At 70.1% G+C, this 16,329-nt stretch carries 15 protein-coding genes; 5 read left to right on the forward strand and 10 right to left on the reverse strand.

The genetic code is table 11. The annotated features are described in order from the left end of the window. Positions 1-16: 16 nt before the first annotated feature. Together VIP82_RS13760 and VIP82_RS13765 are read left to right on the forward strand one after the other, a co-directional pair. Complete coding sequence (locus VIP82_RS13760) at positions 17-1,561, forward strand: PspC domain-containing protein (protein WP_331909527.1); 1,545 nt, start codon at positions 17-19, stop codon at positions 1,559-1,561. 8 nt (positions 1,562-1,569) lie between these two features. Beyond that, a complete protein-coding gene (locus VIP82_RS13765) occupies positions 1,570-2,052 on the forward strand; it encodes a hypothetical protein (RefSeq protein ID WP_331909529.1) in 483 nt (160 codons plus the stop codon). A gap of 10 nt (positions 2,053-2,062) precedes the next feature. Here VIP82_RS13765 and VIP82_RS13770 read toward each other — a convergent pair whose 3' ends face one another. The 6 genes from VIP82_RS13770 to VIP82_RS13795 all read right to left on the reverse strand — a co-directional run bounded on the left by VIP82_RS13770 (position 2,063) and on the right by VIP82_RS13795 (position 8,986). Further along, on the reverse strand, positions 2,063-2,551 hold the full coding sequence (locus tag VIP82_RS13770) for a glutathione peroxidase (RefSeq protein WP_331909531.1): 489 nt from the start codon (positions 2,549-2,551) through the stop codon (positions 2,063-2,065). Positions 2,552-2,570: 19 nt separating this feature from the next. Next, on the reverse strand, positions 2,571-3,032 hold the full coding sequence (locus tag VIP82_RS13775; RefSeq protein ID WP_331909533.1) for a MarR family winged helix-turn-helix transcriptional regulator: 462 nt from the start codon (positions 3,030-3,032) through the stop codon (positions 2,571-2,573). Positions 3,033-3,201: 169 nt separating this feature from the next. After that, positions 3,202-3,720, reverse strand: coding sequence for a hypothetical protein (locus VIP82_RS13780; protein WP_331909535.1), 519 nt, complete (start codon positions 3,718-3,720; stop codon positions 3,202-3,204). Between the two features lie 117 nt (positions 3,721-3,837). Further along, the gene (locus VIP82_RS13785) at positions 3,838-6,939 is read right to left on the reverse strand and encodes a phosphatidylglycerol lysyltransferase domain-containing protein (protein ID WP_331909537.1); all 3,102 of its coding nucleotides are present in this window, start codon (positions 6,937-6,939) and stop codon (positions 3,838-3,840) included. A gap of 155 nt (positions 6,940-7,094) precedes the next feature. Continuing rightward, positions 7,095-7,889 carry an ABC transporter permease gene (locus VIP82_RS13790; RefSeq protein ID WP_331909539.1) on the reverse strand — a complete coding sequence of 265 codons (795 nt, stop codon included), beginning with the start codon at positions 7,887-7,889 and terminating at the stop codon, positions 7,095-7,097. Then, positions 7,886-8,986, reverse strand: coding sequence for an ATP-binding cassette domain-containing protein (locus tag VIP82_RS13795; protein WP_331909541.1), 1,101 nt, complete (start codon positions 8,984-8,986; stop codon positions 7,886-7,888). The genes VIP82_RS13790 and VIP82_RS13795 overlap by 4 nt, the downstream gene beginning before the upstream one ends. A gap of 61 nt (positions 8,987-9,047) precedes the next feature. On the opposite strand from VIP82_RS13795, the gene VIP82_RS13800 reads away from it, so the two are divergent. Beyond that, positions 9,048-10,067, forward strand: a complete 1,020-nt coding sequence (locus VIP82_RS13800; RefSeq protein ID WP_331909543.1) for a helix-turn-helix transcriptional regulator — start codon at positions 9,048-9,050, stop codon at positions 10,065-10,067. Between the two features lie 94 nt (positions 10,068-10,161). On the opposite strand, the gene VIP82_RS13805 is transcribed toward VIP82_RS13800, so the two are convergent. Next, positions 10,162-11,577 (reverse strand): HNH endonuclease signature motif containing protein, encoded by a 1,416-nt coding sequence (locus VIP82_RS13805; RefSeq protein ID WP_331909545.1) that lies wholly within the window; start codon positions 11,575-11,577, stop codon positions 10,162-10,164. A 216-nt stretch (positions 11,578-11,793) separates the two neighbouring features. Between VIP82_RS13805 and VIP82_RS13810 the strand changes: the two genes are divergently transcribed. Beyond that, positions 11,794-12,273, forward strand: coding sequence for a heme-degrading domain-containing protein (locus VIP82_RS13810; protein WP_331909547.1), 480 nt, complete (start codon positions 11,794-11,796; stop codon positions 12,271-12,273). Positions 12,274-12,312: 39 nt separating this feature from the next. Here VIP82_RS13810 and VIP82_RS13815 read toward each other — a convergent pair whose 3' ends face one another. Both VIP82_RS13815 and VIP82_RS13820 read right to left on the reverse strand, forming a co-directional pair. Next, a complete protein-coding gene (locus tag VIP82_RS13815; protein WP_331909549.1) occupies positions 12,313-12,777 on the reverse strand; it encodes an Hcp family type VI secretion system effector in 465 nt (154 codons plus the stop codon). A 116-nt stretch (positions 12,778-12,893) separates the two neighbouring features. Further along, positions 12,894-13,361, reverse strand: coding sequence for a hypothetical protein (locus VIP82_RS13820; RefSeq protein WP_331909551.1), 468 nt, complete (start codon positions 13,359-13,361; stop codon positions 12,894-12,896). A gap of 204 nt (positions 13,362-13,565) precedes the next feature. On the opposite strand from VIP82_RS13820, the gene VIP82_RS13825 reads away from it, so the two are divergent. Continuing rightward, a complete protein-coding gene (locus VIP82_RS13825) occupies positions 13,566-15,182 on the forward strand; it encodes a hypothetical protein (protein ID WP_331909553.1) in 1,617 nt (538 codons plus the stop codon). A 119-nt stretch (positions 15,183-15,301) separates the two neighbouring features. Here VIP82_RS13825 and VIP82_RS13830 read toward each other — a convergent pair whose 3' ends face one another. Then, positions 15,302-16,195 carry an aldo/keto reductase gene (locus VIP82_RS13830; protein WP_331909555.1) on the reverse strand — a complete coding sequence of 298 codons (894 nt, stop codon included), beginning with the start codon at positions 16,193-16,195 and terminating at the stop codon, positions 15,302-15,304. Between the last annotated feature and the right edge of the window lie 134 nt (positions 16,196-16,329).

Genomic DNA, 16,329 nt, shown 5'->3' on the forward strand with positions numbered 1-16,329 from the left:
CCGCCAGGGTGGAAGCATGACCGACACCACCTCCGCTCCCCCCACTGATCCGGGACCACCGCCGACCGCCCCTCCTGGGGTACAGACAGGCTCGGACCGGTTCTTCGCGTGGGTGCGAGGCCTCGGCATCGTGCGGGGAGACGCCTGGCTGGGCGGTGTGTGCGGCGGCCTCGCGGCTCGCCTGCGGATCGACCCCCTCATCGTGCGCGGCATCTTCGTCGTGGTGGCGCTGCTCGGGTTCCCGGCGTTGCTCGTCTATGCGATCGCGTGGGCGCTGCTGCCCGACACGGACGGCCGCATCCACCTCCGCGAGCTGTTCCACGGCCGCTACGACCCGGCCATGACCGGCATCTTCATCCTCACCGCCGTCGGCTTCATCCCAGTGGTGCCGTGGCTGCGGAACCTGCTGCTGTGGCCCGTGTGGGCGGCGTTCGGCGGCGGGTATCCGTCATCGATCTGGGACGTCGGATCGCCCCTCGGCGGCTTCGGGGTCATCATCGTGCTCGCCCTCATCGGGCTCGCCACCTACTTCATCGTCCGGTCGGCCCGCGCCGACCGCTCCCCGTGGGCGGGTGCGCAGACGGCTTCCGCGCAGCCCGCCCCGACCGTCGCGTCGCATTCGGGTGACGACGCGACCTCTCCCCTCGCGGCAGCTGCTGCGGGCGTCGTGGACTCGGCCGGTCGGGCGCCGGCCGAGTCCACGACCGGAGCCGCCGACACCGCCGACCCGCAGGTCGCCGATTGGCGCGCCCGGCAGGAGGCATGGCGCACGGAGCACCACACGTGGCAGCGCAGCCAGCAGGACGCTGCCCGCGCGGCCCGCGAGCAGGCGCGGCGCGAACGTGAGAGCGCAGGAACGGCCTTCGCCCGCGAAGCCGAGGAGCGTCGTCGCGTCCGCCAGGCAACCCGACCGCGCACGAGCTTCGTGTTCGTGCTCACCGCCCTCGGTGCCGCGCTCGTCGCCGGCGCCCTCGCCGTCCTCGCCGCCGCCTCCACTCCTTTCGCGGGAGCCATCGGCGTGTTCACCGCAGCCCTGGTCACGGCCCTCGCGATGGTCGTCGCCGGCGTGGCCCGCCGCCGCAGCGGCTTCCTGACCGCCGTGACGATCGTCCTGCTCGTGATCGGCGGTTCGGCGGCCGCGGCATCCGGTCCCGATCGCTTCGCCCTCGGCAACGTAGTCCTCGGCACCGCCAGCTACGACCAGGCAGTCGTGCAGCCGTTCGGCAGCACGACCCTGTCGGTCTCGCCGCTGTCCGGCAGCGATGACGTCCGGGCGGGCGACGTCGTTGTGACAAAGGGCTACGGCTACACCTACATCGAGTTGTATCCCGGCACAGCGCTCGAGCTGGACGCGACCCTCGGCAGCGGCGCGCTGGAGTACAGCCGTCTGCCGGGTTCGGACGGCGGCGACGTCGAGTCGGGCACTGTGGAGCCCGGCAGCGACGGGAGCCTCAGCTGGAGCGTCCGCAGCGAAGACTCCGCCACCGATGCCGTCACGACCCAGCGCATCACCCTCGACCAGCGCAGCGGCTCGGTCGAGGTCACCGTCTACGAGAAATGAGCCCCGCCATGAGCACTCCTGAAACTCCGGATGCCGCACCCGCCGACCCCATCACGGTCGACGACCTCGTCCCGCCCACGCCCGAGGTGCCGGTGGCGCCGGCCGTCCTCCCGCCGGCGTTCACCGGCGCTCGGCCGCCCGCATGGGAGCCGCCGACGACGGCATCCGACCGGCCTGAGACCGCGGCATCCGACCGGCCTGCGGCGGCGGCATCCGTCGCCCTCTCCCGTCCGCGGGTCCGCTGGGCGGGCATCGTGTGGGGCCTCGTCCTCGCCGCGATCGCCGCCGGCGCGGTGTGGTTCCTCACCGACCCTGCCCGTCAGGCCGCGCTCGCGTCGTGGCTGGTGTCGCTCAGCCCCGCCACCACGATCGCCATCGGCGTGCTGGTGCTGGGCGTGTTCGCCCTCATCACAGGTGTCGTGGGCATCGCCCGCCGGGCGCAGCGCGGCATCGAGCAACGACGCACCGCATCGGCTGCCGGCACCGCCTGAGCGTCGCGGGCTACTCCCCCGGCAGCCAGGCCTCGATCGCCTCGACGACCTCGGGAGCGTCAGGCTTGGTCTGCGGTGAGAACCGCTTCACCTCACCCGAAGGGCTGACGAGGAACTTCTCGAAGTTCCAGGTGATGCGGCCCTTCTTGCCGTCGACGTCGGGCGTCCCGGTCAGCTCCTGGTAGAGCGGGTGGGCGTTGCGGCCGTTGACGCGCACCTTCTCGGCCATCGGGAACGTGACTCCCCAGGTCGTCGAGCAGTACTCGGCGACCGCCTCTTCGGTCGAGAGCTCCTGCAGGAACTGATTGCTCGGAAAGCCGATCACGGTGAAGCCGCGGTCGGCATACTCCTTCTGCAGCGCCTCGAGCTGTTCATACTGCGGCGACAGTCCGCACCGCGACGCGACGTTCACGACGAGGGCGAGCCGCCCGTCGGTGAGGTCACCGAAGGTGGTGCTGTCTCCGTGGATCGTGGTGACGGGGATCTCTTCGAGGGTCATGCGTTTCCTTCCTTGCCGTTCATGAGGCGATGGATGCCGCGCGCGCGTCGTACCCGCGCATCGAGGTGCGCAGCGACCGGAGCGTTCCGATGACGGACTCGGCTTCTGCGGGCGCGACCTGCATGGCCTCCGCGACGCAGCGCTCGATGTGACCGAGCTCGCCGCGCACCGCGAGCGCGTGCGCGGTGGCGGTGATCCGCACCGAGCGGCGGTCGGTGGACCGGTGCTCGCGCTGGAGATAGCCCATGCGCTCGAGCCGGCCGACGAGGCCCGACACGCTGCTCGCGTCGAGGCAGAGCGCCTCGGCGAGCTCGCCTGGCGACACCTCGTCGCGCTCCCACACGACCGCGAGCACCATGAGCTGCTGGTAGGTCAGCCCCCACGGCTCCAGCAGGTCGCGGTAGAGCTGCAGCGTCGCCTGCATCGACGTGTACAGCGCGAAGCACACCGACGATTCGAGCGGGGTGGCGGTCGTCGTCATGGGCATAGCTTTGCATACAAACTATTGGCATACAAGGTACTTCTTCCCACGAGCCCGACCGGCGCGGTGCAGGCAGACTGCCGCAGAAACGCGTTCGCGCCGTGCACCCGAAGGCACACGGCGCGAAGGCGGTGGATCCGGCGCCGCCCATGCGGGCGGCGCCGTGGGATCACTCGGCGACGAGGCTGCTGCAGCCCTCGTCACCCGAGCCGACGCAGACCACGAGGGTCTCGGCGTCCACGAGCGCCTCGGGCACCTGGAAGCTCCACACGAACGTGTACGACTTCTCCGGCGTCATCGGCACGTCGACCGAGCGCTGCGACACGGCGTCGGCCGAGAAGGACTCGTCCTCGGTCGAGCGCAGGACGGGTGCGACGTCGACGTCCGAGAGGTCCTCGTCGGTGACCCACTGGGCGACGTTGACGGTCACCCACTGGTTGCCGGCTTCCGGCTCGTCCAGGACTGCCGCAGCGCTCTCGTCGGGGACGATGCTGCTCCACACCTCGAGCTCGTTGCCGTCCACGCCGACGCGCTCACCGGCGGCCGCCGGCTCGGTGACCGACGACTCGACGACCGACGACGCGGCCGATGTGGGCGTGGCCTCGGGCTCGGCGGTCGACGCGCAACCGGCGAGGAGCAGGCCGGAAACGGCGGCGATGGACAGGAGTGCTGTGCTTCGTGAGCGCATGGTGAATACCTCTTCGAATCGTTTCGGGGATGCTTCTAAAGTACTCCTCCGAAGTGAGTGGTCGAGGACGGCCGGCGCCGCACTCCCTCCTTCAGGAGGGGGCGTTCACGCGCCGTCTCACCGCGCGGCCGGCACGTCGCCGGCCGCCTCTGGGAGCGTGGATCCCGCCGCGCGACGACGTCGCCAGGGCAGCGCCAGCGCGACGCCCACGACGAGCAGCACGGCCGCGAACCCGGCGGCCGCCCACGCAGTGGCGTCGGGGATCTCGAGGTAGGTCGTGATGCCGAGGATGCGCGCGAGGCCCCAAGGCAGCAGGCCCATCTCGTCGTTCCAGAGCGTGAGCGCCGCTTCGAGGCCGATCACGCCGACCGCGGCGGACGGCACGAGCAGCCCGGCGCCCACGGCGGCCAGCACGTACCCGGTGGCGCGGCGGGCGCGCACCTGGGCGGCGAGAGCCCAGCCGGCGGCGACGAAGACCCAGACGAAGAGCGCGAACGCCACCGTGATGTACACGGTGCGCAGCACCGGGTCGGTCCAGAACGCGAACCAGTAGCCGCCGGGTCCGGTGAACGACAGGGCGAACAGGGTGAGGATGCATCGCAGCATCACGACGCCGCCCACTGCGGCGATGACCGGCCACGGCGACCGCTGCCAGACGAACAGCCGCACCACGAGGGCGAACACCGCCCACGCCCCGATGGTGACGGCCAGATGCGTCCACGACAGGAACGACGTCTGCACCGCCCGCGTGGCGACGAGCAGCGCGGTCGGCACGATCAGCAGCAGCCAGCGGTCGAGCTCGAGCATGCCGAGCGTCGACTCGCGCGCGCGCCACGGACGAGTCGAGGCGATCCACGTCGCCCGCGCGGCGGCGGCACCGGGCCTGGCGACCAGTCGTGTGCGGGCGGCGAGCATGCCGATCACGACCCAGGCGATCGCCAGCAGCAGCAGGCCGCGTGCGAGCCACGCCATCGTGAGGTCGCGCTCCGCCCTCTCGACGCCGAGCTGTGCCGCGGTGAGGTTGAACGCGGGGTAGTCGAGGCTGCCCTCGTACCGCTCGAGGTGCGTGACGGCGAGCGCCTCGTAGGCGGCGCGATCGGCATCCCACTCGGCGTACGACTCGGGCGAGAGCGTGTCATGCCACTCGCCCTGGTGCAGGATCATCGCCCGGTACGCCTCGAGGAGCCGCAGGGTGTCGAGCTCGTAGTCGAGTGTGCCCACGAAGGCGTCGCGCATGTCGGCGGAGTGCCAGGTCGCGGCATCCGTTCCCGTCACGAGGTCACGCATCTTCTCGACGGCGGCGACCGCCTGCGCGCCGTCGGCGATCGCCTCGTCGATGCCGGCGCTCGAGGCCCCGGCAGAGGCGTCCGCGCCCGACAGCCCGCTATCGCGCACGATCGCGTAGAGCACGTCCAGCACGGCGGAGTCGCCGGTGAGGATGTCCCACTCGAAGATCCACATCATGGGCGGCGGTTCGAGCCCGATCGCGAACACACGCTGGTCGGCGAACTGCTCGATGTACATCCCCTGGGCGATCGCGTCGCGCGAAAGTGTCATCGCCTCGGCGATGGCCTGCACGGTCGCGGGGTCGTCCGAGAACCACTGCCGCGCCCAGCCGGCGGTCACCTCGGCGACATCGGTCTCGGGGTCCTGCGCGAGCGCGGCGGCCATCTGGGTGTTGAGCTCGTACAGCTGCCAGAAGCCCGACTTCAGGTACAGCGACATGGGTCCGGCGCGCCAGGGACCGCCGTCCTGCGTCCACACCCAGACGCCCTCGATGCGCTCGTTCTCGGCGAGCAGCTGCTGCAGCGCTGCTTGATACTGCGGGCCGAGGTCGTTCGGGAAGGCGCCGAAGTTCTCGAACTCGCGGCGGCTCTGGAACTCCACGATGCGGCGCTGGGCGCCCTGCTCGAGCGTGTGGTTCAACGGCAGCCACGTGTAGAAGTCGCCGAGCGTGTACTTGGTCGACACGATGAGCGCGGGCGAGTCGATGCCGTCGAGCACGGCCTCGTACGACGCGTCGTTCGTGTGCATGTCGCCGACGGCCCCGACACCCACGCTCCACGTGCGGAAGATGACTTCGCGATCGGATGCCTCGGCCTGCGCCGTGAGCGCCCCGAGCATCGTCCGCACGGCGTCGACGGTGGTCACTTCGAGTGCGGAGTAGTAGTCCCAGCCGCCGACGTCGTAGACCGGCCCCGCCTCGCCGATGCGGATCAGCACACCGTCGAGCGCGGGAACCGCCTCGTACAGCTCGTCGAGGCCGGCGGCGTAGACGCCCCAGAACTCGGGGTCCTCGGTGTCGAGCGAGCCGAACCGGTCGATCAGGTACCGCTCGAGCGGTCCGGTGAGGGCGAGCATGTCGGTGCGCAGGAACACCTTCACGCCGAGCTCGTCGGCGCGCTCCCAGAACGGCGCGAACGCCTCGCGGAGAGCCAGGGCCTTGTCGCGGTGGTCGTCGCCGTCCGCATAGACGGCGCCGCCCGGCACGTCGTCGAACGTGACGAACTCGACGAACCCGGGGAACGCGACGGCGTTGATGCCGTTGGCGAGCGAGTGGCGCAGGAACCCGTCGAAGTCCTCGTAGGCCGCGGCGAGCGCGGCCTGGTCGATGTACGGCGGCTCGGGCTGCACGACGGCGGCGAACGCCTTCGACGCGTGCGAGTAGTCGTCACCGCTCTCCCACTCGGCCGGGTCGGGGATCACGCCGACCGCCCCGAGGTCGCTCATCCGCAGCGGAAGACGGGATGCCGCGTGCTCACCGAGCAGGTCGGTGAGGGGCTGCGCCGCGCGCACCTGGGCCGCGAGGTCGTAGATCGCCCGTGTCGCGCCGGCCTCCGTGGCGGCGCGGATCCGCAGCGCTGCGGCGTCGCCGTCCAGCGTGTAGCCGTCAGCCACGCCGCCGGCGTCACCGTCTGCCATCTCGACGGTGAGGGATGCCGTGCCCTCACGCGCGGAGGCATCGGCGACGGCGTCCCGCAGCTCGTCCATCGCCACCCTGACACGCTCCGTATCGGGCACGTCCAGTGCGGCGATCTCGGGCGCGGCCACGGCATCCGTCGCAGCCGCGACCACCGGCGCTGCGGGCTGCATCTGCGCGGCCGGCTCGGTGCGGATGCCGAGCGCATCGCCGACGACGAACGCGACGCCCGCACCCATCGCGAGGAGCAGGATGGCCGTGACGGCAGCGAGGATGCCTCGCCGTCGCGCCGTCGTCATCCTCTGATCCTAGGACCGCGCACGCTGCCGCCGATGCCACCCTCGAGCATGCCTGCCCACACTCTCGGATCCGCGCTCAGCTCGCCTCGAGACCCCGTCGGGCGCCCGCACACGCACGGATGCCGCGGCTCGAAGCCGCGGCATCCGCTTCATGGTCAGCTGCTCTTGCGCATGGCGCGGATGCCGACCGCCAGGCCGAGGATCGCGAGGACGACAGCCGCGACCCAGCCCCACAGGACCGTGATGTTGCCGAGGTCGCCGGCGAACAACGCCCGCTCGGCCTGCACCACCCAGTTGATCGGATTGACGGTGGCGACCGCCCGCATCCATCCGGGTGCCTCGTCGAGCGGCAGCAGCATGCCCGACAGGATCAGCAGCGGGAAGATCAGCGTCTGCTGCACGCCCCAGAACAGCCACTCGCGGTCCTTGGTCTTGAGCGCCAGCGTGTACGACAGCGCCCCGAGCCCGATGCCGAACACGGCGAGCAGGGCGAGCCCGATCACCAGTCCGGGCACGTTGATCGTGAAGCCGAACGGCCACGCGATGAGCACGATGATGAGCGCCTGCACGACGATCGGTGCGATCTCCTTCAGCGCGCGACCGACCAGCAGCGACGAACGCGCGAGCGGGGCGACCAGGGTGCGCTCGTGCGAGCCCGTCATCATCTCGTACTGCAGGTTCGAGCCGGTCGCCCCGGTGCCGAACAGCACGATCATCACGAGCACGCCGGGCACGAACCACTGCAGGGTCTCCCCCACCGGCTGGCCCGACGAGCCGACGAGGAGCGGCGCGAAGAGCCCGAGGAACACCAGCGGCTGCACCAGGCTGAAGATGAGCGTGAACGGGTCGCGCACGACGGGCTTCAGTTCGCGCGTGAGCACGTTCCACGTGTCGCGCGCCGGGTTCGCCGTCACCGCGGTGTCGGGTCGGGTCTGCGTCTGGGCGGTCATCGGTTCGCTCCTGTCTTCTCGATCGCCGGTTCGGCGGGGCGGGATGCCGCGTCCGCGGCGTCTGCGCTCTTCTCGTCTGCGTCGTCGGGCTCGCTCTCGCCCTCGCCCGCCTCGCGCAGCGTGCGGCCGGTGAGTGCGAGGAAGACGTCGTCGAGCGTCGGCGGAACGCCGGTCGCAGTCCGGACGGCCAGACCCGCGGCGTCGAGCGCGCGCACGGCCGCGGGCAGCAGGGCGTCTCCCTCGGGTGCCGTGACGGTCACGTACGTCTGCGCGGCGCCGGCGTCGGCCGCCTCCCCGCCAGTCCGGCGCACGTCGCGGTCGGTCAGCCGCTGCACAACGGCGACGGCGGCTGCGGCATCCGTCTCCGTCGCGAAGCCGAACGTGAGCACGTCGCCCGCGAGCTCGGCCTTGAGGCGCGTCGCAGTGTCGTCGGCGATCACGCGGCCGCGGTCCATGACCATGACCCGTTCTGCGTAGCGGTCGGCCTCCTCGAGGTAGTGCGTCGTGAGGAAGACCGTCGTGCCGTGCTGCGCACGCAGGTCGATGATGTGCTGCCACAGGTTGGCCCGGCTCTGCGGGTCGAGTCCGGTCGACGGCTCGTCGAGGAACAGGAGTGGCGGCGCGTGCATGAGCCCGAGAGCGATGTCGAGCCGGCGCTTCTGCCCGCCCGACAGCTGCTGCACCGAGCGCGTCGCGAAGCCGCCGAGGTCCAGCGACTCGATGAGCTCGTCGGCACGCGTGCGCGCCGCGGCCTTCGACATGCCGTAGAACGCTCCCTGGCTCAGCAGCTCGTCGCGGGCGCGCTGCGAGAAGCTGCCGCTCGTGAGCTGGCCGACGTATCCGATGCGCGCTCGCACGTCGGCGGGCTGCTTCAGGATGTCGAAGCCGACGACCTTCGCCGTGCCCGCGGTCGGGGGAATGAGGGTCGTGAGCATGCGCAGGCTCGTCGACTTGCCGGCGCCGTTGGGTCCGAGGAACGCGACGAGCTCGCCGCGCGCCACCTGGAACGTGAGGTCGGTGACGGCCTCGACGGTCTTGCCTTTCACGGTGAAGCGCTTGGTGAGTCCCTGCGCTTGGATGATCGATTCGTTCGCCATGACCTCAGGCTAGGAATCAATGCGGACAGTTCCGGTCCGCAATCTCGGGCAATCTTGAGTCATGTCCGATACGACGACGCGAGCCCTCTCGCTGCTGAACCTGCTGCAGACGCACCGGCACTGGCCGGGATCCGAGCTGGCGGATCGCCTGGGCGTGACGGAGCGCACCGTCCGACGCGATGTCGAACGGCTGCGCGACCTCGGCTATCGCATCGAGTCGTCGCCGGGCGCGGCCGGCGGCTACCGCCTCGAGGCCGGCAGCGCGGTGCCGCCGCTGCTGCTCACCGACGAAGAGGCCGTGGCCATGGCGATCGGCCTGCGCGTCGCGGCATCCCAGCGGCTCGTCAGCGGACCCGAGACGACCATCACCGCGCTCGCGAAGCTCGAGCAGGTGCTCCCGGCTCCCCTGCGCCGCCGCGTCGCCGCGCTGGCCGAGACCGTGCAGCCGGCGGGCCTCAACGCCGGCGCGGCCGTGTCGGGCGAGGTGCTCGGCGAGCTCGCCCTCGCCACCCGCGACCACGAGCGGGTGCGCTTCACCTACACGGCGGCGTCCGGCGAGGTCACCCACCGCCGCGTCGAACCGCACGCCCTGGCACCGGCCGACCGGCACTGGTACCTGCTCTGCTGGGACATCGAGAAGGAGGATTGGCGCACCTTCCGCGTCGACCGCCTGGCCGATGTCGAGCACACGCGCGTGCTGTTCGAGCCGAAGCCGCTCACTCCCGATGAGATCGAGGAGTTCATCTTCGTGGCGCGCTCGTGGGTGCGGCAGGCGGTGGAGGCGGACGCGGTGATGGAGCTGCCGCTCGAGGCGATGCGCGACTACTTCGGCCAGTGGGGCCAGGGTGCTTCGGATGAGGGCGATGGCCGGACCCGGTGGCCGGTCGGCGGCGGCGACTTCCGCGAGACGATGTACGGACTCTCGTGGATCCCGGCCGGCGTCGAGTACACGACCGATCTCGACTCGCCCGCACGCGAGCAGCTGCGCGACACCCTCGAGCGGATGCTGCGCGCGCTGGACGCGCCGCCGCCCGCGGTGTCACCGCGGCGCGTGAGCGAGCGGGCGCTCCCGTCGGCGTGACTCCGGCCCTCGGCGCGTTTCGTCTCGCTCGTTCCTCGCTCGCTCAACGACCGGGTCGATGTTGCGCGGGACGACCGTCCCGTTCGTAGCCGGTCTACGCGGACCTCGCGCGTCTCAATTCGGTGAGCAGGAGCCGGTTGGGCTCTCGCCATTGTCGTTGCGGGTCGACCCAGCCGGGTGGTCGCACCTGCGGCATGCCGTCGACCATACGGATCTCCCGCCCGCTGGTCTCGATGCCGCGATGATGATGCCAGCAGAGCAGAACGCCGTTGTCGACCGAGGTCGGGCCGCCCTTCGCCCAGTCGATGACATGGTGCACCTCGCACCAGGCGGCAGGAACGGTGCAGCCCGGGATGACACAGCCACCGTCGCGGGCACCGATCGCCTTGCGCTGCCAGTGGTTGAACACCCGGTCCTCGACATGAAGCGCCTTGATGGCGCCGTTCGCCGCAAGGGTGAGCCGGTGGATCGTCCCGTGGCAGCCGACATGCCGGGCGAACGACGCCGGAACCGGCACCGGACCGGCGGCGCTCTCGACGAACGCGACACCGTTCGGCTCAGCCAGGTCGTGCTCGGTGGTGGTGACGATCAGGGTCGGTGCGGCACCGCCCAATGTGGGGGTCTCGGCCGCGCCCGCCGCTGCAGACAGGATGGACGCGAACGCATCGTGCCGCTTCTGGTCGATGGTCCGCGGATCGGGCACGCATTGGTCCGGCGCCTCGTCGGCCGTGGCATCCACGAACCGCGGCCCGCGGTCCTGTGCGCGAGGGTTGAGGTGCGCGTCCACGAGTCGGTCGAACTGCGCCGCGACGTCGTCCGTGACATCGCCGTAGATCCGGCGCAGTCCGCGACGCGACCGTCGGCTGACGCGGATCCCGCGCATCCGCTCTGCGTACTCCTCATCGGGGAGTGCGCCATCCGGGTCGAGGAACAACGCCCACGTGGTCGCCATGACCTTCAATTCATGGATGCCGCACGCCGGTGCCTCGGCATCACCCACGGCCGCCCCCACGAGCTCGAACTCGGCCGCCTCGAGCTCATCGACCGAGCAGCGCCCCAGCAGCGGTCGCAGTGCGTCGACGATCGTGGTCAGCGCATCGGCGCTGAGCCGCCCTGACGCGAGCGCCGCACGCGCATGCTCGAGCGGTGCCGGACGCGTCTGCCCGGTCAGCGTCACCCGGCTGGTGATCGCCTTCGCATCGCGAAGCCGTGCCCGCGCCGTGGCGCTCGACACCAACGTCGTGCGTTCGACCAGTTCCTGCGCCGACGCGCATCCGAACTGCGCCGTGATGGCGTCGTCTCCGAACTCGGAGTCGGCGCGTCGCCCGACGTCCCCGGCGAGCGCGAGGCGCGCAGCATCCGTGATCCGCCCCAGCCGTTCGATAACACCTACGGCATCGACCAACTCGCGGTGCGATAGAGCCCGATACGCCTCGCTGCCGAGCGCCACCGCGAGAGTGTCGCCGAGCAGATCGGCCACGCTCCTGAGGTCGGCGAGCGGGAAGTTCATACCCCGATTCTGGCGAGGGGTTCCGACATCCAGTAACCGCAAAAGCGCTGGTCAGCGCCGGTTCTGTGGACAACGTCGAATCAGCCCGCGAAACCACTGCCTGGGGAGGAATCCCCGGCCCGTCGCCGCGCTGCCGGGGATCCCGCCCCAAGCTCGCGGCCCGTCACAGAGGACGGATCGATCGAGCCGACCCGGGACAGTAGGTAGGTTCGTCCCATGACCGACGACATCGCCGCCCAGCTCGCCCGCGTCCAGGCCGACGAGGCCGAGCTCGTGCTCCCTCGCTTCGATCTGTCGGATGCCTGGGCTCTCGGCACGCGGATGCGCCAGGCCGCCGCGGCAGCGGGGCTGCCGATCGTCATCGGCATCACGCTCGGCGAGGCGCGGGTGTTCCACACCGCGCTGCCCGGCTCGAGCGCCGACAACGACGGGTGGCTGGAGCGCAAGACGCGGGTCGCCCGGCAGTACGGCCGGTCGTCGTTCGGGGTGGGGCTGTCGTTCCGGGCGGCCGGCAAGAACTTCGACACCGATGCGCGCCTCGACATCACCCAGTACGCCGCGCACGGCGGAGTGTTCCCGATCACGATCGAGGGCGTCGGCGTCGTCGGGACGGTCGGCGTCTCGGGCCTGCCGCAGGCCGACGACCACGCGTTCGTGGTCGAGCAGCTGCGGGCGTGGCGGGCAAACGGATCGTAACCGAACTGCTGTAGCCCGCCGAGCCGGCCGAAGAGCTCGTCAGACGTGCTGCTGCCCGAAGGTGACCGAAACCGGGTCGCCGAGTGAGCCGTCGGGCTGCGGAATCTGGTGCGTCATCGTGACGGAAGCGAAGCCCAGCGAGATCTGCACGACCGGATCGTCCCCCGAGTGGGTGGTGCTGACGGTGGTCACGACCGCGTCGCTCAGGCGCAGGGTGAGGTAGTCGCCGATCATCCCGTGCCGGCGAACGGACAGCAGAGCCTCGCCGAACCGCTTGCCGCGCGCACAGGCCTCGAAGAGGAGCGGAGTGGCCGAGTCGAAGCGGAGCACCACCATGATGTCGGACAGCTCCGCTTTGCCTACCCTGCCTCCCCCACCCGGCGCGTCGGACGATGCGTGGGAGACGAGCCAGCTCCAGTTCAGCACCTCGATCGACCCCGGATGGCGATCGTCTTTCACCTCACCCGGAATCGAGGGAATGGTGAGGAATTGCTCGTCGGACATCGGACGGTCCTTTCGCCGGTCACCCCCGCGGCGTCATCCTCGGGACTCCGACGATTCCACGCGACGGGACGCACCTCAAGGGCGTGGATGAGACCTGCGCGCCGTGAGCCCGAGCCTCACCCGAGCGCCGACGTCGCCTCGCGCCACAGCCCGCGAAGCCGCCGGTTCGGCTCGGGCGCGACGCGGTTTCCCGAGCGGAACTGAAACCGCCAGGCCACCTCCGGTACGACGACCTCGAGCACGTCCCGCGGCACGCGGTCGGCCTCGACCACGAGCTCGTCGAACGCGACGTCGACGAAGCTCGCCGTGCGCCGTGGATCGGCGAAGTGCGCATCCTCGTACGGTTGCGTCAGCACGGTGCCGTGCCCGATGAGCCCGTACGACCCGCCCTGCCGCAGCAGCCACGCGTCGGTCCCCGGCTCCACCTCCTTGCGGGCGCCCACCGACCACTGCGTCACAAACGGGGTCCCGGTCGCGACGCCCGCCACGACACCCGCATAGGTGCCGGGCCATTCGTCCCACAGGTTCGGATTCCAGCCCATGATGATGCCGGCGTCGCGCCAGTGATCGGATGCCTCGGCCATGGGCCCGACCCTAACCCGCTGCGACGCGACCCGGTCGAAGCATCCGCGTCTCCCGTCCCGAAGGAGGATCGTCGGCCGCCTGAACGGTAGGTCGGCCGCACTCGGCCCACTGGTAGCCCGGCGGTTTGCGCCATATCATTCGCGTATTCGGCGGTGTTGCCCGAGTCGTGGACCGTCGGAACGTGCGGCACGGAGGGGGATGCTGTGACGTCAGCGACTCCCCCGGATATCCGGCTGAACGATCCTTGGACGGCACTCAACGTCACGACGTATGCCGCAGGCATCGTCTATCTGCTGTTCCTCGCTCCATTGCCCCGCCTCTTGTGGATCTTCGTCAGCGAGATCGGCCTGAGCATCGCTGTCACGACGGCCTGGCGTGTCGGCAAGCCGTTCTGGCTCGAGGCGATCTTCGTCGTGGTCACGGTCGTGCTGATCGAGGTCCTGCGCGCGGTCTCGCTGACCGCGGTGCGGCGGCCGGGCGTTCTCCAGAGGCTGAACGGCCGGCCGGCTTTCAAGGATCTCGAGCTCATGCCGCTGTCGCAGTTCAAGTTCCTGCTGCGATGCATCGGTGGACTGAAATTCACGTTCGATGCCGAGGGCGAAGCGCTGATGCGCTCCATCGGCACCACCGACGAGCTCATGTTCCACGACACCCTGAGGCGGCAGTACGTCGCAAAGTACGGCGACGAGGGGTGGGCAGACGCGTGGGAGCAGATTCGCAACGCCTCGGTCGGTGAGACGACATTCGTCACCGCTATGAAGTCCGGACTGCTCGGCATTATCGGCCTCAAGAGGCGCACCCTCAGCGACATGCTCGTCGTGCCGGTGCTGCTGTACTTTTCCCTGACATTCCTGCTGCTCTCCGATGCACTGATCCGCAAGGACGCGCTGATCCTCCTGCAGGCGACCCTGGTCGGCGGCTTGATGGTGTCGGGGCTGTCCTTCGCGCAGATGACCGTGATGCTGCGTCAGGTGACGGTGCTCGACCCTGACGAGCAGGTCCTCACACAGACTGAAGCGATGCTCATCACCGATGACGAGCGCGCACGGATGGACGAGGCAAGTGAGGCGATGCGTGCGACGGAGGCGTACGCCGCACTCAAGAGCCATGCGGGAGCAGTCTTCCTGCCGACCGTCGAGATACGTCCGCTCTACATCTCCAGCGTCCGCTCTCTGGTCGTGCAGTTGGTCTTCTTTCTCGCATTGGGCGCTGCTCTGGTCTGCGTCCCACTCCTGCTCCTGCAGTGGGCAGGCGGCCTCGTGTTCTCGGAATGGCCACCGGAACGCCTCGCGCTGTGGAGCGGCTGGATGCTGCTCGGCACGGCGCTGCTTCCCCTCGGAATGTCACTGGCTGTCCTGTTCGGCTTCTGGCTGTTCACGCAGTTCAACAGGTTCCTCGCCCTGGCGATGGCCGCGATTCTCACTGCCGTCGTCCCGTCCGTCCTCGCCTACGTGCTGGGCGTCGAATCAGCGCGGACGGTTGCGATCACCGCGCTCGTGACCGCCGCAGTCGGAAGCATCCCGATCGCCGTGGCGGAGCTGATCAAGAAGCAGCCGGCTGCGACTGTTCCGACCCAGGTCGGGTCTCCCGCCGCCTCCGACCCACCATCAGCAGTCGCTTCCGGGACGAGTTCCCGCGGGCGGGACGAAACGCCTCGACCCCCTCGATCGCGGAACGAGGTGCGCGCGAGGCGACAGACTCCCACTCCGCCGTCGGTGAGCGAGCGAGGGGCGAGCGAGTCGGAACGCTCCGGGCAGACGCCTCCTCCAACCCGCCCCTCGCGCCCGCTGCGCCGCCGGCCTCCCTCGACTGAAGCGTGAACAGGCTGGCATCGCGCAGCGGATCCGACGTCCTCGCGTAGTCCGTGTGCAGCAGGTCGATCACGTCGAGGATGAGCGCGCCGGCGGTCGCGTTCCTGAGATGACTGGCCGCCGCCGGCTCAGTCGTCGAAGATGCCCACCGACGCCGACAAGCGCGTGACCTCGTCCGCGCTGAGCTCGAGGGATGCCGCCTGAGCCGAGTCGATGATGGATGCCGCGCGCCGCGCACCCGGAATCGGAATGACGTGCGAGCCCAGCGCCAGCTCCCACGCAAGCACCGCCTGCTGCGGGCTGACGCCGTGGGCCTCGCCGACCTCGCGGAACGCCGAGAACCGATCGCCGACCCGGCGCGCTCCCCCGCCGGTGCCGCCCAGCGGACTCCAGGGCAAGAACGCGATGCCGTGCTTTCCGCAGAAGCGCAGCTCGTCGACGCTTCCCGGATGCTTCGGCGAGAACTCGTTCTGAACACTGGCGAGGTTGCCTTCGCCGAGCACATCGATCGCGATCTGGATCTCTTCGACGCTCGCATTCGAGATGCCGACCGCACGGATGAGCCCGTCATCCTGCAGCGCCTTCAACCCCGTGATGATGTCGCCGTAGACGAGCGATCGATCGGGACGGTGATACTGGTAGAGGTCGATCTGGTCGACACCGAGGACATCGAGAGACTTCTCGGCCGCCGAGCGCAGGTATGCCGCCGATCCGTCACGCCCCTTGGCACCGTCGTCTCCCAGCGTGATCCCGCCCTTCGTCGCAACCAAGATGCTCGACGCGTCGCCGTCCCAGGTGCGCAGTGCCTCGGCGACGATGCGCTCGTTGTGCCCCATCTCCTCACCGTCCGGGGCGTAGATGTCGGCGGTGTCGATGAGGGTGACACCGGCGTCGAGCGCGGCATGCACGGTGGCCACGGCATCCTCGAATGACGGATACACCTTGTCGTTGTTCATCGACAGCGGCATGGCCCCGAGCCCGATCGCCGACACCTGTCGTCCCGCCAGCGTGCGCTGCTTCATCGCATCTCCTTCTCGCATGGGCTCAGCCTGCCAGGGCGGTGCGAGACGGAGCAGGGACTGGACAACCCCGGTGCCGAGGTCGTAGAGCGCGCGTGCTCGCGTGGGTATCCCTCCTCCAGTCCTCGCGAAGCCGA

Source organism: Microbacterium sp., from assembly GCF_036566905.1.
Taxonomy (GTDB): Bacteria; Actinomycetota; Actinomycetes; order Actinomycetales; family Microbacteriaceae; genus Microbacterium.

What these genes read in the sequence shown, in the direction of transcription:
- VIP82_RS13765 (WP_331909529.1), top strand. Translation starts at nt 1,570, where the DNA reads ATGAGCACTCCTGAAACTCCGGATGCCGCACCCGCCGACCCCATCACG.
- VIP82_RS13810 (WP_331909547.1), top strand. Translation starts at nt 11,794, where the DNA reads ATGACCGACGACATCGCCGCCCAGCTCGCCCGCGTCCAGGCCGACGAG.
- VIP82_RS13805 (WP_331909545.1), bottom strand. Translation starts at nt 11,577, where the DNA reads ATGAACTTCCCGCTCGCCGACCTCAGGAGCGTGGCCGATCTGCTCGGC.
- VIP82_RS13770 (WP_331909531.1), bottom strand. Translation starts at nt 2,551, where the DNA reads ATGACCCTCGAAGAGATCCCCGTCACCACGATCCACGGAGACAGCACC.
- VIP82_RS13800 (WP_331909543.1), top strand. Translation starts at nt 9,048, where the DNA reads ATGTCCGATACGACGACGCGAGCCCTCTCGCTGCTGAACCTGCTGCAG.
- VIP82_RS13785 (WP_331909537.1), bottom strand. Translation starts at nt 6,939, where the DNA reads ATGACGACGGCGCGACGGCGAGGCATCCTCGCTGCCGTCACGGCCATC.
- VIP82_RS13790 (WP_331909539.1), bottom strand. Translation starts at nt 7,889, where the DNA reads ATGACCGCCCAGACGCAGACCCGACCCGACACCGCGGTGACGGCGAAC.
- VIP82_RS13820 (WP_331909551.1), bottom strand. Translation starts at nt 13,361, where the DNA reads ATGGCCGAGGCATCCGATCACTGGCGCGACGCCGGCATCATCATGGGC.
- VIP82_RS13775 (WP_331909533.1), bottom strand. Translation starts at nt 3,032, where the DNA reads ATGACGACGACCGCCACCCCGCTCGAATCGTCGGTGTGCTTCGCGCTG.
- VIP82_RS13795 (WP_331909541.1), bottom strand. Translation starts at nt 8,986, where the DNA reads ATGGCGAACGAATCGATCATCCAAGCGCAGGGACTCACCAAGCGCTTC.
- VIP82_RS13830 (WP_331909555.1), bottom strand. Translation starts at nt 16,195, where the DNA reads ATGAAGCAGCGCACGCTGGCGGGACGACAGGTGTCGGCGATCGGGCTC.
- VIP82_RS13815 (WP_331909549.1), bottom strand. Translation starts at nt 12,777, where the DNA reads ATGTCCGACGAGCAATTCCTCACCATTCCCTCGATTCCGGGTGAGGTG.
- VIP82_RS13780 (WP_331909535.1), bottom strand. Translation starts at nt 3,720, where the DNA reads ATGCGCTCACGAAGCACAGCACTCCTGTCCATCGCCGCCGTTTCCGGC.
- VIP82_RS13760 (WP_331909527.1), top strand. Translation starts at nt 17, where the DNA reads ATGACCGACACCACCTCCGCTCCCCCCACTGATCCGGGACCACCGCCG.